12 protein-coding genes are annotated in these 15,320 nt (G+C 61.2%); 4 read left to right on the forward strand and 8 right to left on the reverse strand.

Features of this window, described 5'->3' with window-relative positions; translation table 11 throughout:
• Nucleotides 1-126 precede the first annotated feature (126 nt).
• The 7 genes from ACTRWK_RS15640 to ACTRWK_RS15670 form a co-directional block, all read right to left on the reverse strand.
• On the reverse strand, nt 127-1,266 hold the full coding sequence (locus tag ACTRWK_RS15640) for a M20/M25/M40 family metallo-hydrolase (protein ID WP_289082213.1): 1,140 nt from the start codon (nt 1,264-1,266) through the stop codon (nt 127-129).
• A gap of 71 nt (nt 1,267-1,337) precedes the next feature.
• Nucleotides 1,338-2,504 carry a M20 aminoacylase family protein gene (locus ACTRWK_RS15645; RefSeq protein ID WP_009824267.1) on the reverse strand — a complete coding sequence of 389 codons (1,167 nt, stop codon included), beginning with the start codon at nt 2,502-2,504 and terminating at the stop codon, nt 1,338-1,340.
• Nucleotides 2,501-4,186: an ABC transporter ATP-binding protein gene (locus ACTRWK_RS15650; RefSeq protein WP_289082214.1), complete on the reverse strand. Its 1,686-nt coding sequence runs from the start codon at nt 4,184-4,186 to the stop codon at nt 2,501-2,503. The genes ACTRWK_RS15645 and ACTRWK_RS15650 overlap by 4 nt, the downstream gene beginning before the upstream one ends.
• A gap of 1 nt (nt 4,187) precedes the next feature.
• The gene (locus tag ACTRWK_RS15655) at nt 4,188-5,075 is read right to left on the reverse strand and encodes an ABC transporter permease (protein ID WP_037941346.1); all 888 of its coding nucleotides are present in this window, start codon (nt 5,073-5,075) and stop codon (nt 4,188-4,190) included.
• Between the two features lies 1 nt (nt 5,076).
• A complete protein-coding gene (locus tag ACTRWK_RS15660; RefSeq protein WP_005848795.1) occupies nt 5,077-6,018 on the reverse strand; it encodes an ABC transporter permease in 942 nt (313 codons plus the stop codon).
• 64 nt (nt 6,019-6,082) lie between these two features.
• Entirely contained in the window at nt 6,083-7,690 is a 1,608-nt protein-coding gene (locus ACTRWK_RS15665; RefSeq protein ID WP_037941349.1) for an ABC transporter substrate-binding protein, read from the reverse strand.
• 24 nt (nt 7,691-7,714) lie between these two features.
• Nucleotides 7,715-9,265 (reverse strand): M81 family metallopeptidase, encoded by a 1,551-nt coding sequence (locus tag ACTRWK_RS15670; RefSeq protein WP_289082215.1) that lies wholly within the window; start codon nt 9,263-9,265, stop codon nt 7,715-7,717.
• 134 nt (nt 9,266-9,399) lie between these two features.
• On the opposite strand from ACTRWK_RS15670, the gene ACTRWK_RS15675 reads away from it, so the two are divergent.
• The gene (locus ACTRWK_RS15675; protein ID WP_244269013.1) at nt 9,400-10,209 is read left to right on the forward strand and encodes an IclR family transcriptional regulator; all 810 of its coding nucleotides are present in this window, start codon (nt 9,400-9,402) and stop codon (nt 10,207-10,209) included.
• Here the strand turns inward: ACTRWK_RS15675 and ACTRWK_RS15680 are convergent.
• Entirely contained in the window at nt 10,206-10,901 is a 696-nt protein-coding gene (locus ACTRWK_RS15680) for a DnaA N-terminal domain-containing protein (protein ID WP_462844044.1), read from the reverse strand. The genes ACTRWK_RS15675 and ACTRWK_RS15680 overlap by 4 nt on opposite strands.
• A 389-nt stretch (nt 10,902-11,290) precedes the next feature.
• On the opposite strand from ACTRWK_RS15680, the gene ACTRWK_RS15685 reads away from it, so the two are divergent.
• The 3 genes from ACTRWK_RS15685 to ACTRWK_RS15695 all read left to right on the forward strand — a co-directional run bounded on the left by ACTRWK_RS15685 (nt 11,291) and on the right by ACTRWK_RS15695 (nt 15,160).
• Entirely contained in the window at nt 11,291-12,601 is a 1,311-nt protein-coding gene (locus ACTRWK_RS15685; protein WP_107277637.1) for an AAA family ATPase, read from the forward strand.
• Nucleotides 12,598-13,662, forward strand: coding sequence for a ParB/RepB/Spo0J family partition protein (locus tag ACTRWK_RS15690; protein WP_114865413.1), 1,065 nt, complete (start codon nt 12,598-12,600; stop codon nt 13,660-13,662). Before ACTRWK_RS15685 ends, ACTRWK_RS15690 begins: the two co-directional genes overlap by 4 nt.
• A gap of 403 nt (nt 13,663-14,065) precedes the next feature.
• Nucleotides 14,066-15,160, forward strand: a complete 1,095-nt coding sequence (locus ACTRWK_RS15695; protein WP_005848780.1) for a TRAP transporter substrate-binding protein — start codon at nt 14,066-14,068, stop codon at nt 15,158-15,160.
• The last annotated feature ends 160 nt before the right edge of the window (nt 15,161-15,320 follow it).

The raw sequence follows: 15,320 nt of genomic DNA on the forward strand, positions 1-15,320 counted from the left end.
GAACGCTCTATAGACCTGTGATTTGGGGGCTGCAACAGCTTTTTTCAAAAAACTTCGTTTTTTTCGATTTTATTCGGAACCGCGCTGATATCGCGTGCTGCTGGCGCTGTGCCCCCATTCCGGCTCCTATGCCCCAAGCCGGCAGTAAAGCCCCGCGGCCAGCTTTGCGCGCTCTACCAGACTGTCGACTTCGATATGTTCATTCAGTGTATGGAGCCCCTGCCCCCGGACCCCGATGGAATCGAGCGTGGGCAATCCGAGGTAGCCGGTAAAGTTCCCGTCCGATCCGCCGCCTGCCGATTGGCCGGTCATCTCGAACCCCAGCTCGCGCGAGATCTCTTGCGCCACCCCCAGCATCGCCATCGTGCCGGGCTGGTCCGGTTCCCACACGGGGCGGGTCACGCCGCGCGTGACCTCCATCACCACATTCCCCTGGTCCGCGTTCAACGCCATCATCTTGGCGATGCCCGCATCCAGTTGTTCCTGGGTCTTGGCCATCGACAGAACTTCGGCGTCGCAGACCGAAGAGACGCAGTTCACCCATTGGCCCGCGTTGAACACCCCCAACGAGAAGGTACAGTCGTCGCTGGTCATGCCTTCGATCACGGCGACATGCTTTGCCATTTCGGCAATCGCCGATACGCCATCCTTCAGCGCCCATCCCGCGTGGCTGGGTTTGCCGCGGGTTTGCAGGTTGAACCGCGCGATGGCATAGCGCCCGATCACCGCGCCGCCGTCGGGGCAGGCAGGTTCGGGCACAAGGATATATTTATGGCGCTTGGCCTCGGCCTCGATCAGAGCGCGGGTCGACGGTGTGCCGACCTCTTCATCCGGCGTGAACAGCACGGTGACGGGCAGCGGAGTTTCGACCCCGGCGGCCAGCAATTTGCGCAGCGCATCAAGGAAGACATAGTTCCCGCCCTTCATATCCATCAGCCCGGGGCCATAACAAAGCCCCCCCTCGCGGCGGAACGGCAGCTTTTGCAACGTGCCTACAGGGTGGACCGTATCCATATGCCCCAAGAGCAGAATACCCCCCTCGCCCGCGCGGGGGTGGGGCATGGTGGCGCGCACGCTGTCGCCGAACCCCATCCGGCCCGGAATCCGTTCAACCCGCGCACCCAAGGCCGCCAGTTCATGCTGCGCCAGATCCATCATCCGGTTCACGGCCCCCGCGTCAAAGGTCGGGCTTTCGGTTTCGATCCAGGGGCGCAGCCCTGCGATCATCTCTTCCGTGTCAAACGGCAGCTCAAGCGGATTGGTCATGTCGGGTCTCCTCCCTATTGCGATGCCGTGATCTGCGGCACCGCCAGACGTTTTTTGGTGATAGAGTAACTTCAGGCCTTGGGCAGACGTGTTTCCACGATGCGCGCATAGATCGATGCCCCCACGGGCAGCATCGCGTCATCCAGCACGAAGCCCGGATTATGCAGCGGCACATTGCCCGCGTGTCCGACACGGCAATAGGCACCAGGCACGACTTTCAGCATATCGGCAAAATCCTCTGATCCCGTGGCCTGCTCGGTCGATTCTGACGACAGGTCAGCGCCCACCACATCTGCGGCGGCTGCGACATAGGCGGTGGTCAGGTCGGGATCGTTCATCAGCACGTCAAAGACATTGCGCAGGTCCACGTCAATCTCCACCCCGTAAGACAGCGCCATGCCCGCGCAGATATCGCGGATGCGCTGATCGGCGAGCTGGGACACATCGTCATGGAAATAGCGGATGGTGCCGGCGATCGTCGCCGTATCGGGCACCACGTTATAGGCAGAGCCCGCATTGAACTTGGTCACCGACAGAACGATGGGCTTGGTGGGGATGATATTGCGGCTGGCGATGCTTTGCAGCTGTTGCACCAAAGCGGAGCCGATAACGATCGGGTCTTTCGACTGATGCGGCGCGGCGGCGTGGCTGCCGGTGCCCTTGATCGTGATGTCGAAAAAGCTCGCCCCCGCCATCGCGGGCCCCGGCGTGACGGACACGACATTGGGTTCCGAATTCGGATCGTTGTGCATCCCGTAGATCTCGTCACAGGGGAAGCGTTCAAACAGCCCCTCGGCGATCATGCGGCGCGCACCGCCCAGTCCTTCCTCGGCGGGTTGAAAGATCAGCACCACGGTGCCGTCAAAATCCCGCGTCTCGGCCAGATAGCGCGCGGCCCCCAGCAGCATCGTGGTGTGACCGTCGTGACCACAGGCATGCATCCGCCCCGGATTGGTCGAGGCATAGGCCACGCCCGAGGTTTCCTCGATCGGCAGCGCGTCCATATCAGCGCGCAGCCCCACGCGGCGGTTGCCACCCCCCTGCCCCTTGATCAGCCCGACGACACCGGTGCCGCCGATGCCCTCGTGTACCTCGTCCACCCCATAGGCGCGCAGCTGCGCCGCCACGATGCCCGAGGTCCGCACCTCTTCGAACCCCAGCTCGGGGTGGGCGTGGAAATCCTGACGGATCGCGGTCAGATCGCTGGCAAAGGATTCGATCTTCGGAATGGTGGTCATAGGGTGGCTCCTGTCACGGGGGTCGTGCGGTCCAGCGCACGGAAGTTGGCGAAATCCCAATGCCGGCCGGGCGCGGCCTCGATCAGGTTGCGGGTGTAGTCATGGCGTGGCGCGGCAAGCACCTCGCCCGCGGGCCCATGTTCGACGACAACGCCTTTCTGCATCACCAGCACCTCGTCGCAAATCTGCGCGGCGACCCGCAAGTCATGGGTGATGAACAGCATGGCGATGCCGAATTTTTCCTGCACGTCATCCAGCAGGTCAAGCACCTGCGCCTGCACGCTAACATCCAGCGCCGACACGGCCTCGTCCGCGACCAGCAGATCGGGCTTCATTGCGACAGCGCGGGCGATGGCGATCCGCTGGCGCTGCCCGCCCGAGAATTGATGCGGATAGCGGTCCAGCGCATCGCGCGGCAGGTCCACCAGCTCCATCAGCTCGGCGGCGTGTTCCATCGCATCGGCGCGGCTGGTGCCAAAGTTGATCGGCCCCTCGCACAGGCTGCGCGCCACGGTCCAGCGCGGGTTCAGCGACCGGTAAGGGTCTTGAAACACGATCTGGAAATGCTTGCGATGCGGCTGCAACTGACGGCGCGACAACTTGGCGATCTCGGTCCCCGCAACAGTCACCTTTCCCGCCGTAGGGTCGATCAGCCGCATGATGGCACGGGCCACGGTCGATTTCCCCGACCCGCTTTCGCCCACGATTCCAAGGGTGCGCCCCGGCTGGATGGTGAAATTCACATCCTGCGCCGCCCGCACCCCTTGGCTGGCGCGAAAGAAACCGCCCCCGCCATAGGTCATCTCTAGCCCGTCCACGGTGATCACATCCCGCGCCTCAGCCGGTGCCCGAGGGGCGCGCGGATCAAGGTTGGGCACCGCCTGCAACAGCTTGCGAGTGTAGTCTTCCTTGGGCGCGGTCAAGAGCTGCCGGATCGGCGCGCTTTCAACAATGCGGCCCTTCTGCATGACGCTGACCGTATCCGCGATCTCGGCGACCACGCCCATGTCATGGGTGATGAACAGCACCGCCGTGCCATGGCGTTCCTGCATCTCTGAAATCAGCTTGAGGATCTGCAACTGCGTCGTCACATCCAGCGCCGTCGTCGGCTCGTCCGCGATCAACAGATCAGGGTCAAGGATCAACGCCATCGCGATCATGATCCGTTGCCGTTGCCCGCCTGACAGCTGATGCGGGAAAGCGGCATAGATGCGTTCCACATCCGGCAGATGCACCTGCTCCATCATATCGATGGTGCGGGCCTTGGCCTCGGCGCGGGACAGGTCGCTGTGCATGTTCAGCACTTCCTCGATCTGCTCGCCCACCCGCAAAACAGGGTTCAGCGCGGTCATCGGTTCCTGAAAGATCATCGCGATCCGCCGCGCCCGCAAGGCCCGCATCTGCGCCGGCTTGGCTTGGATGATCTCGATCCCTTCCAAGTCAATCGACCCGCCCTGAATTTCCAGCGCATCCTTGGGCAGCAGCCCCATGGCCGTCAGCGAGGTGACAGATTTGCCCGACCCGCTTTCACCCACCAGACAATGGGTCTCGCCCGCGCGGATATCCAGATCGATCCCGCGCAACACCGGATCGGCCTTGGGCCGCCCCGCCAGCCCCACCGTCAGCCCGCGTATTTTCAGAACGCGTTTGGCATCGGTAAAGTCTTTGGACTTGAATTCCATCTCACACCTCCCGCTTTTTCATACGTGGATCAAGGATATCGCGCGCCGTATCGCCCAAGAGGTTGATCGCCAGAATACACAACGACAGCATCAACCCCGGCCAGAAGATCAGCCCCGGTTTGATCTGGAAATAGCTCCGTCCCTCGGCCATGATATTCCCCCATGTGGGGATCTCGGTCGACACGCCCGCCCCCAGAAAGCTCAGGATCGCCTCGATCAGAATGGCAGAGGCGCAGATATAGGTGCCTTGCACGATCAACGGCGCAAAGGTGTTGGGCATCAGATGCTGCAACAAGACCTTGGGCATGGACGATCCAAGCGCGATCGCCGCCTCGACATAGGGTTCTTCACGCGCGGTCAGCACCACCGACCGGACCAGCCGCACGACGCGGGGCACCTCTGGCACGGTGATCGCGATGATCACCGATGTCACGCTCGGCCCGTTCAGGGCGACCAGCGCAATCGCCAGCAGGATCGCGGGGATCGCCATCAGGCTGTCCATGATCCGCATGATGATACTGTCGGCCAGCCGGAAATACCCCGCGACCAGACCAATCAGCAGCCCCACCGCGACACTGACCACCGCCGCCCCGACACCGATCAGCAGCGACACGCGCCCCCCCGTCACGACGCGGCTAAAGATATCGCGGCCGTAAGGGTCCGTGCCCAGCAAGAAGTCATCCGACGGCGGCTTCAGCCGCGCCATCGCATTCATCTCAAGCGGGTTATAGGGCACATAGTAAGGGGCCAGCACCGCCGCGAGGACAATCGCCACAAGGATCACCGCCGCAATCGTCGGACCGACACCGATCCGCATCGCTTTGGGGACAGAGAATAAACCGGTCACAACTTGAAAGGCGCTGTGCCGAGAGCTTGGGATCTGCGTCATATCAGTACCGGATCCTTGGATCGAAGAATGAATAGGAAATGTCGATCAACAGGTTGACCGTCACATAGATGCCCGCGGTCAGCAGGATCATCGCCTGAATAACCGGATAGTCGCGCGCCAGAATGGCATCTACGGTCAGCCGCCCGATCCCGGGGATGTTGAACACGCTCTCGGTCACCACCACGCCCGAGATCAGCAGCGCGAAGCCCGTGCCGATAATAGTCAGGATCGGCACCGCCGCATTGCGCAGCGCATGGCGGAACAGCACGACATTCTCGCGCACCCCCTTGGCACGGGCGGTGCGGATATAATCCTCGCCCAGAACCTCAAGCATCGACGCCCGCGTCATCCGCGCGATCAGCGCGATATAGATCGTGGCCAGCGTCAGCGACGGCAGGATCGCACGGCTAAAGAACGGTCCGATGCCATCGGTTGGCGATTTATAGCCCTGCACCGGCACCCATTTCAGGTCGATGGCGAAAATCTGGATCAGGATATAGCCGATGACAAAGACCGGCACGGAAAAGCCGAGCACCGAAAATGACATCACAAGGAAATCCACCCAGGACCGGTGCCGCCAGGCGGCAATCACCCCCATCGGCACGGCCAAAGCGACCGAGATCACAATCGTCATCAGCGCGATATTCAACGTCGGCCCCAAACGGTCACCGATCATCCCCGCAACCGAGGTATTCGACAGCAGCGATGTGCCCAGATCACCGCGCAACAGCTGGCCCATCCATGTGCCGAACTGCACCAACAGCGGGTCGTTCAACCCCAGACTGTCACGGATACGTTCAAGCTGCGCAGGAGTGGCAGCATCACCGGCAAGGATCGCGGCAGGATCACCGGGCGTCAGCCGCAGCAAGAGAAACACAAAAATCGCAACGATCACCATCACCGGTATCGTGGCCAATATGCGCTTGAGGATATAGAAAAACATGCCGAAGGCTCCTTGCGGTCGTAGGGGTGAGAGGCGCGCATCGCAGCGCGCCTCTCAAGGCAGATCACTCTGCCGCTTTGGTCATGTTCCAGAACACCGGCACCGGCGACGGGATCATGTCTTCGATATTGGACCGACGCGCCTGCGGGATGATGTATTCGCCCATCATCAGATAGTTCACGTTGTCCATCACATGCTCCTGAATACGCGTCGCGATCTCTTTCTTGGTCGCGTCGTCGCTGGCCGAGACATACTCGGTCCGCATGGCTTCGATCTCGGGGTCATCGGGCCAGCCGAACCAGCCATCATCGCCACGACCGTTCAACATCACGTTGACCAGCGGGTCAGAGACTTCGGGCACCATCCAGTTGGTGAAGAACAGGTTCCACCCGCCCTCGGCCACCGGCGACTGCTGGGCGCGGCGTTGCACGACCGACTGCCAGTCCATCGACTGCATATCGACCTCAAACCCCGCCTCGCGCAGCGCTTGGGCTGCAACCACAGGCTGGTTGTTCAGGCTGATCACATCGGTCGGGGCCATCAGGACAATCGGCGTCCCGTCATAGCCCGCTTCTTCCAGCAGCTCCTTGGCACGCTCGGTATTCGCGCCACCGGTCAGCAAGTCTGATCCCGCCTCGTCTCCCAAGGGGGTCGAGCAGCCAAAGATCGCGCCACAGACTTTGTAGTATTCAGGATCACCCTGCATCGTCGCCAGCATGGATTCCTGATCCAGCGCCGCCATCGCCGCCTGACGCACCAGCTTGTTGTCAAACGGTGCATGCAAGAAGTTCGGACGCCCGATGGTGACATAGCCCAGATCATCGCGTTTCTCGACGACGACATCCTCGTTGCCCGACAGGATCGGCATCAGGTCGATCTGGACCTGCTCAAGATAGTCGATCTCCCCCGCCGAAAGCGCATTCAGCGCGGTCAGCGCATCGGGCATCGTGGTCCAGACCACCTTGTCCACATTCACGACCTTGCCGCCCGCCATCCAGGATGCGGGTTCGTCGCGCGGCACATAGTCGTCGAACTTTTCATAGGTGACCGACACGCCGGGCTCATAGGCATCCTGATCGAACACAAACGGACCGGAGCCGATGTATTCCGTGATCGTCTCATCGGCAGAGGTTTCGGCAACACGCGCCGGCATGATGAACGGCGGCACCGCGGATTGCTTGGAAATCACGTCGATCAGCGGGCCGAAGGGCTTGGTCAGCGTCCAGACAACGGTTTTGTCATCGGTCGCCTCAAGGCTTTCGGTCACGTCAAAGATCAACTGCCCGCCGCTGTCGCGCTTGCCCCATCGGGTCAGAGAGGCAACAACATCGGCGCCGGTCACAGGTGCGCCATCGTGGAACACCAGCCCGTCGCGCAGGGTGAACGTATAGACCAGCCCGTCGTCAGATGTTTCCCAGCTGGCCATCTGCGGCTGCGGGGTGAAATTCTCGTCCACCGCCGTCAGCACGTCATAGATCATATAGGCGTGGTCACGTGTGATGTGCGCCGTGGTGATCACCGGATCCAGCACCCGCAAGCCCGAGTGCATGACCGCCGTGATCGTAGTTTCTTCCTGCGCGAAGCTCGCGGCAGGCACCAGCAGCGCAGCCGTGGTCATCAGCGACGCCGCAAGCCCCCGGCTTTGTTTCAATGTGGGTCGTAAAGTCAGCATATCAATTTCCCATGTTGGTTGTGGTCATTGTTTTATTTGGACACCGCCGGTTGATCCGCCGGTATCGGGGCGTGCAGCAGCCGCACGCGCGGCCCCGAAAACGGGACCGTTAGGAGAAAGCCGCAGCCCCTCACGCAACCGCGCAAAGGGCAGGTCTGCGGGGTCGAACGGCATGGGGCCGGGGGCACGCGCAACTATAATCTCGCGCGCACTCGGGGTGAAATCGGCCCGAAAATGGGTAGAGCTTTTGACGACAAGGATTTTCTGCGTCTCTGGTGCGATCCCGACAAAACGGAACATCTCGCGGTCGGCCATCTGCGCAATCCGCGTTGTGACAGCCACCCGCACCCCACCGATGCGCAAACAGGCCGAGGGCCCCAGATCCAGCATCGTCCCACCGTAATATGGGCCGGTGGCTTTCACTTTGCCCTCCGACAGCATCTCGACAACGGCCTCGACCTCGACGGGGCTATCGTCGGGCAGACCGGGGTGTCCGCCAATGCGAAAGACAGCGCGCGCGCCCTCCCCCAGCTCGTGGGCTTGGGCGGCGGAATGCGGGTCTACAATCAGCCCGATCGCCGCGTCTTGGGCATCAGCATCGATCAAGGCCCGCAACATCCCCGTCGTGGCAGACACCCCACCCGCGCCGGGGTTGTCTTGGGTATCGGCAATCACCACAGGCCCCTGCCCTGCCCCTTTTGCCGCGCGGGCCGCATAGGCAACCGCCGCGTCGGGGGTAAATGTATCATTGTCGAACTCGGATTCGGCAGCGGCATAGGCATCCGCCACCGCATCTGCTGCGGCATCCGCCGCCGCTTGAGTCTTGGCATAGGCCACCGCAGTGGGGCCACAATCGGCAATATCCGCCGCCGGAAAGCCCATGAACAGCGACGCCGATAGTGCGCCTTGCGCCTCGACCTCTGTCAGGTTTTCGTACAATCCCTTGGCGGGCTGCATATCCGTCGTCTGAAACGGGATCGGCACCAGATAGGACATGCGGCGGAACGCTTTGGCCGGGCGCGTGCCGGTCTGCATCACATGATCCAGCAACCGCGCCGCTGCGGCACCGGTATCGGCCATATCGATATGCGGATAGGTGCGAAATCCTGCGAGCACATCCACCGTGTTCACAAACTCTTCCGAGATATTGCCATGCAGGTCCAATGCGGCGGCAATCGGCACATCCGGCCCCACCAAAGCCCGCACCTGACGGGCAATCTCGCCCTCCCCGTCATCGTGATGCGTTGCCACCATCGCGCCGTGCAAGTCCAGAAACACACCATCCAACGGCCCTGCGGCACGTAGCCCGTCCAGAATCTCGCCCAGAATAGTGTCGAACGCATCCTGCGTCACAGGTGCCGATGGAATAGCCCCCGCCCAAAGAACAGGCACCACATCCCAACCCGAATCCCCCGCGACCTTCAACGCTCCGGTCATGCCAAGGTTCACTTCCTGAAAGGCGTCGATCATCGCGGGGCCACCCACCATAGGGACATAACCGCCACCGGCCTTGAAGGCCGCCATATCCGCAGGCTCGGGCGCAAAGGTATTGGTTTCATGAAGAAATCCGGCCATGGCGACGCGCATCGGGGAACCCACCTTTAAATCTTGTATCGCTTCACAAAACTGAATGTATTGCTTGGCGATACGGCTGTATTGCCATACGATGCTAGGCACTGACCTATCCTCGCGTCAACCCGGAGCGCTCGATGCCTGACCCCAAACGACCACATTCCTCTGTCGCGTCTAATTTTCAGGCAGATGCCGACAGGCTCTTTGTGCGCTCCGCCGCCCGCGCAATCCACGTGCTCAGCGCGTTTCACGAGGCCGACGGCCCGCTCAGCCTGTCAGACATCGCCACGAAGGCAGAGATCGACCGATCTGCCGCGCAACGTCTTGTGCATACGCTCATGACATTGGGGCACATCCGGCGCAGCCCCGATGACCGCGGCTACCTGCCCGGATTGCGCTTGCTTGACCACACCCACGACACCCTGCGTCTGGACCCCGTGGTGCAGGTCGCCACCCCCGTTATCCTCGAGATGCGCAAATCCATCGCCGAACGGATCGACTTCAGCCTCTATGATGAAACCCGCGTGATCTATGCCCTGCGCATGCAAAGCAAACGCGAAACGTTTTACGCAACGCTTGTGGGCCATAGCGTCCCCACCTATTGCACCGCCGGCGGCCGCGCGACCCTCTGCGCCCTGCCCCCAGAAGAGGCGCGCGAGATCATCAATCGCTTCCCGCTGCACAGCTATACCTCTTACACCAACGTGGACCCCGACAGTATCATGAACAGTCTCGAACAGGCCCGTAGAGACGGATTTGCGCAGGTCCAGAATGAATTCGTCTTGGGCGAAGTTGCCATTGGCGTGCCCGTCGTCAACCGTCAGGGCCGTCCCTTGGGGGCCATCCACATCGCCGGCTCGCTCTCTGAATGGAGCGCCGAAGACTTTGCCCGCCGCGCGGCCCCCATCGCCCAAGAAGCCGCCCGCGCCATCAGCGGCAGTTTCTAGGCCCTAAATTCGATCCGCGTCACCGGCCCCAGTTCTGCCTCCACCGCCGCAACAAGCGGGCGCAGAAGATGTGTTTCTATATAGCGTTGCGCGAATTTGCTCGGGGTGCGCAGCTCAAGCACGCCCCCTTCGAACGCCACATATTCAAGCTGCGAGAACCACGCCTTGAACTGATCCGCGTTCTCCCGCGACAGGTTCACCATCGCACGTTGCCACGTGCCCGGCCCGCCCTGCGCGGACTCCGACGCCTCGGGTTTCGCGTAATCGGCCAGTTGCACCACCTTGACCGGCGTTTCGCTGCGATACCGCTCTTTCATCCGCGCATCGTAATCCGGCCCGACCAGCGGCCAACACGGCTCCGACAGCCGCGCGATCTGCGCATAATTCAACCGATAGGCCGCCACCCTGCCCCGCACGCCGCCGCGCGTACAAATCAACAGCTGGGCATCCGTCAGCCGTTTGATCTCGCGTTTCACCGTGCGTTCATTCACCGACCACATCCGCGCCAGATCCCGTTGGCCCACGCTCAGCTCGTCGGCGCGCCAATTATACCGCGAGGTCACCGCCGCGATCAGCCGCATCAACGAGGTCTGCAAGGTCGGTGATCCATTCAACCCCGCCACGCTCAAAGCGGTCAAAAGGTCGTACTTGATCACCCCGGCTTCAGGGCCGGTCAGCCGCAATGGGTTCATGGTTTTGCCTACTCGATGTATCGTCTTATTTTTATCGGTCAGCTTCTTTGAGCCGATTCCGTTTATGCTTTCTACAAAGCTCTAAATCCCGTCTTCTGTCAACCCGCTGGGAAAAACAGGAATTACCCTTTTCCTTAATCCAAATTCAATTTGGTAAAGGTTAATAGGTTAAGGGGGACGCCTAAGTGTCCCCATATCAGGGGATCGCTGTCACCAAAACAGCGTCATATGCCCCTTGCCTGTCACCAAAATCTCTTTGCCCCGCGTTAACCGCAGCGAAATAAACCCGTTCTTCAGGATCAGCGCGCGAATTTCGGGAAAATTAGGTTTTGCCAAATTGCCGAATTCGCGTTATTCGAAATTCGAGGCTTAAAAACGCGAGTAGATAGATGAGAAATCACAACGACCTTCTTAACATGAACGAGCGCAGCTTGGAACAACAGGCCGCCGTGCGCCGCGCCACCTTCTCCCCCGGAGAGATCAAGGCCCTGCGCCCCTTCTCGATCTGGGAGATCAGCCAGTTCATGTTCGACGTCCCCGCCGACACCCTGCGCAAGAAGCTGGCGGACGACCCGACCCTGCCCCAGGGGCTCACCGAAGAGGATGGCCGCCAGCGCTGGTTCAGCCTCGAAGAGATCAACGAACTGCGCCGCCGTGCCAAATTCCGCGGCCGCAAACTGCTGCCCGAACGCCCCCGGGGCCGTGCCATGCGCGTGGCCGTGTCGAACTTCAAAGGCGGCGTCGGGAAGACGGTTGTCGCACAACACCTCGCCCATGCCGCCGCCCTTGACGGCTACCGCGTGCTCTGCGTCGACTTCGATCCGCAAGCGACGCTGACCCATTCGATGGGGCTGACCGAGGTCAAGGAAAGCCACACGGTCTGGGGCATCATGTGCCGCGATCTCTGCCGTGAATCCAACCGGATCATGGAAAGCTATGATGACCCCGATGACTGCCCCTACCCCGCCGCGGACGAATTGCCCGAAGACGTGCAATCCATCGGCGCGCAGCGGTTCCAGGAATTCATCCAGCCCACCTGCTGGCCCACGATCGACATCATCCCGTCCTGCGCCAACGCGGCCTTCGTCGAATTCGCCTCGGCCCAATACCGCGCGCTCCACAAGGCATGGAGCTTTTTCGGCTGCGTCGCGCGCTACCTCGATGAGCTGCCCGACGATCAATATGACATCATCATTTTCGACTGCCCGCCCGCCATCGGCTACCAGTCCCTAAATGCCGCGTTTGCGGCTGATATTCTCTATATCCCCTCGGGCCCGGGCTACTGGGAGTATGACAGTACAACCAGCTATCTGGGCCAGCTTGGCGACGCGATGGCCGATATCTCGGAAGGGTTTGCAAGCCTCGCAGCGGACGCAGGCATTACGCTTCCTAAACAGTTTTCCGACATCCGTTTACTTATGACCCGTTTTGAATCCAACAATCCGCTGCACAGCGCCATGATCGACGCGTTCAAGAACGTCTTCGGCGCCGACGTCTGCGCCCACCCGATTGAAATGACCCGCGCGGTCGAACAGTCGGGCCGGTTCCAGATGTCGGTTTACGAACAGGACTATCGCCAGATGACGCGCGAAACATGGAAACGGGCGCGGCAAAGTTTCGACCGTGCCTATGACGAGTTTTTGCAAACCGTGCTCGAAGCGTGGAAAGAAAACGGAAAACGTAAGGAGAAGGCAGAATGAGCAGTAAAAACAAATTCGGCTTCGCCCCGGTAGAAGCCCCCACATCCGGCAGCCGCCGCAACCGCCAGCCGGGCCCCATGGGCGCCGCCGTGCGGGACGTGGCCGAAAACCTGCAAGAAGCAACCGAAGCCAAAATCGAACAGCGCCGCCGCAACGCCGAAGACGCCAAGACTTTCCGGCAGGCCCAAGGCGAAGGCCGCGTGCTCTACCAGATCGACCTGTCGGAAATCTTCACCGACGATCTGCCGCGCGATCGCCTTGCGCTGGAAGAAGTCGCGCAGTCCGACGAGATGGAGGAGCTTAAATCCTCGATCCGCGAACGCGGGCAGCGCGAACCCGTCGAGGTCTATGTCGGGCCGAACGGGCGCTACCAGCTCAAGAAAGGCTGGCGCCGGTTCACCGCCCTGTCTCAGTTGTTTTCCGAAACCAAAGACGACCGCTTTGGCACGATCACCGCACGGGTAGAGGTCGGCGAGGATGACCGCATTTCGCGCTATGTGGATATGGTCGAAGAGAACGTCGTGCGCGAAGACCTGTCCTTTGCCGAGATGGCACAGGTGGCGATCACCGCCGCCAAGGACGACGCGGTAGAAGAAATCGACCCGGCAGAGCTGGTGACCCGTCTTTACAGCGCGCTGCACAAGACCAAGCGGTCTTACATCAAAAGCTTCGTCTTCCTTCTCTCTGCTTTGGAGGGGAGCTTGCAGTGGCCCAAGGCCGTGCCGCGCAATCTGGGCGTCGATGTTGCGCGCGCGCTGCGCACACCTGATCAAGCGAGCGTCTTGCAGGAAAAACTCTTGGATGCGTCGACACCGGACGAGCAGAATAAAATCCTCAAGGATTTTCTGACCACCTCGAACGAACCGACAGAGAAGCCCGCCTCCAAGGCAGAGCCGAAGCAGAAGTTCGAGTTCTACGTCGGCCAAACCAAGGTCACCGCCCGCCACGGCGAATGCCGTTTGATGAGCGATATCGACTTTGCCACCATGCCCAAGAAGCAATTGGAAGAAGCCGTGCGCGCCTTTGAAGAGGTGCTCAGCAACGGGCCGCGCATCCGGTAAACGGTTACCCATGGGTAACCACTGCCCACCCGGTTACCCATGGGTAACCACCGCGCATCGGGTTACCCATGGGTAACCGGCAAGGGTAAATGAGGGGGGTAGCGGGGAAGGGGGCGCAGAAGCGTCCCCTTTTTTGTGCGTTGACGGGGCGGAGAGCGCAATTGCCGCATTTCCCAATAAAACAAGGGGTTTTCGGCGCGAATATCGGCTTAACGCGTTGATTCAAAACAGCTTTGCGGCTGAAAGATGCAGATTTCACCGTGATTCCGCCATATCGGCACTAGAACCCGACGTTGACCCATGGACATCCCCTGAAACGCGGGATTAACGTGCGCCCATAGGGGAGGGCTGGCAGATGTCAGAAAGACCTTATCGACATATTTTTGATCTCGGGAGAAACATCATGGATCGTCGTTCATTTATTCGTGGCGCAGGCGTTGCGGGGGCAGGGGCCGTTGCTTCATCGCTGGCCGCACCCGCCGTCGCCCAAGGCAACATTACCTGGCGCATGGTCACCACTTGGCCGAAAAACTTCCCCGGTCTGGGTGTCGGCGCGCAGCGTCTGGCCGACCGTATCACAGCGGCCTCCGGTGGCCGTCTGACCGTGCAGGTCTACTCCGCTGGTGAGCTGGTGCCGCCGCTACAATCGCTGGACGCCGTGATCGACGGCTCCGCCGAGATGAGCCACGGTGCCGCCTATTATTGGCAGAACAAATCGCCCGCGCTGTCGTTCTTTACCGGCGTGCCCTACGGCATGACCACGCCAGAGCTGACAGCCTGGATGCGCTATATGGGCGGTCAGGAAATCTGGGACGAGATCTATGACCAGTTCGGCGTTCAGGGCTTCCTGTCGGGCAACACCGGCACGCAGACTGGCGGTTGGTTCCGTGACGAACTGACCAGCCTTGACGATGTCAAAGGCGTGCGCTTCCGGACCCCCGGCCTGGGTGGTCGCGTATGGGAGAAACTGGGCGCCACGGTCACCAACATGGCCGCGGGCGAGATCTTTCAGGCGCTACAATCGGGCACGCTGGACGCGGCCGAATTCGTCGGCCCCTACAACGATCTGGCGCTCGGCTTCCACCAGGTTGCCAAGAATTACTACATGCCGTCCTTCGTTGAATCCGGCCTCGCGACCGAGCTTGTCGTCGACAAGAAGAAGTATCAGGAACTGCCCGAAGACCTGCAGGCGATCATTCGTGATGTGAGCCAGGCGGAATACGATCAGGTCGCGGCCGACTTCTATGCCAACGATCCACGCGCGCTGAAAACGCTGGTGGAAGAGCACGGCGTGACCGTCCGCAACTTCCCCGACGACATCATGGAAGCCGGTGCAAAAGCCTCGGTCGAGGTGGTCGAGGAACTGCGCAGCAGCGACGACCCGCTGGTCAAGAAAACCGCCGACAGCTTTGTCGAAGCGCTGAACCTTGTCCGCACCCGGACAGAGAAGATCGACAGCCCCTACATTCAGGCGCGTCAGAGCTTCCTGAAATACTAAGCTCCGCCCGTCGGATACAGAAAAGGCCCGGTGGAAACACCGGGCCTTTTCTCGTGCTGGGGCAGGGGCCTTGTCCCCGTCCCGCCCGGTGTGCCACCGGGCATCGCCCTCCCTCCCCCCGGAGGGCGATTTTGCGACGTCGCGCCATCTGCATCGGTCA

The sequence above is a fragment of the Sulfitobacter sp. G5_S2_6_S6 genome, from assembly GCF_054968505.1.

Excerpts from the sequence above, each read along its gene's own strand:
- ACTRWK_RS15640 (WP_289082213.1), bottom strand. The coding sequence starts at position 1,266 with ATGACCAATCCGCTTGAGCTGCCGTTTGACACGGAAGAGATGATCGCA.
- ACTRWK_RS15645 (WP_009824267.1), bottom strand. The coding sequence starts at position 2,504 with ATGACCACCATTCCGAAGATCGAATCCTTTGCCAGCGATCTGACCGCG.
- ACTRWK_RS15650 (WP_289082214.1), bottom strand. The coding sequence starts at position 4,186 with ATGGAATTCAAGTCCAAAGACTTTACCGATGCCAAACGCGTTCTGAAA.
- ACTRWK_RS15655 (WP_037941346.1), bottom strand. The coding sequence starts at position 5,075 with ATGACGCAGATCCCAAGCTCTCGGCACAGCGCCTTTCAAGTTGTGACC.
- ACTRWK_RS15660 (WP_005848795.1), bottom strand. The coding sequence starts at position 6,018 with ATGTTTTTCTATATCCTCAAGCGCATATTGGCCACGATACCGGTGATG.
- ACTRWK_RS15665 (WP_037941349.1), bottom strand. The coding sequence starts at position 7,690 with ATGCTGACTTTACGACCCACATTGAAACAAAGCCGGGGGCTTGCGGCG.
- ACTRWK_RS15670 (WP_289082215.1), bottom strand. The coding sequence starts at position 9,265 with ATGGCCGGATTTCTTCATGAAACCAATACCTTTGCGCCCGAGCCTGCG.
- ACTRWK_RS15675 (WP_244269013.1), top strand. The coding sequence starts at position 9,400 with ATGCCTGACCCCAAACGACCACATTCCTCTGTCGCGTCTAATTTTCAG.
- ACTRWK_RS15680 (WP_462844044.1), bottom strand. The coding sequence starts at position 10,901 with ATGAACCCATTGCGGCTGACCGGCCCTGAAGCCGGGGTGATCAAGTAC.
- ACTRWK_RS15685 (WP_107277637.1), top strand. The coding sequence starts at position 11,291 with ATGAGAAATCACAACGACCTTCTTAACATGAACGAGCGCAGCTTGGAA.
- ACTRWK_RS15690 (WP_114865413.1), top strand. The coding sequence starts at position 12,598 with ATGAGCAGTAAAAACAAATTCGGCTTCGCCCCGGTAGAAGCCCCCACA.
- ACTRWK_RS15695 (WP_005848780.1), top strand. The coding sequence starts at position 14,066 with ATGGATCGTCGTTCATTTATTCGTGGCGCAGGCGTTGCGGGGGCAGGG.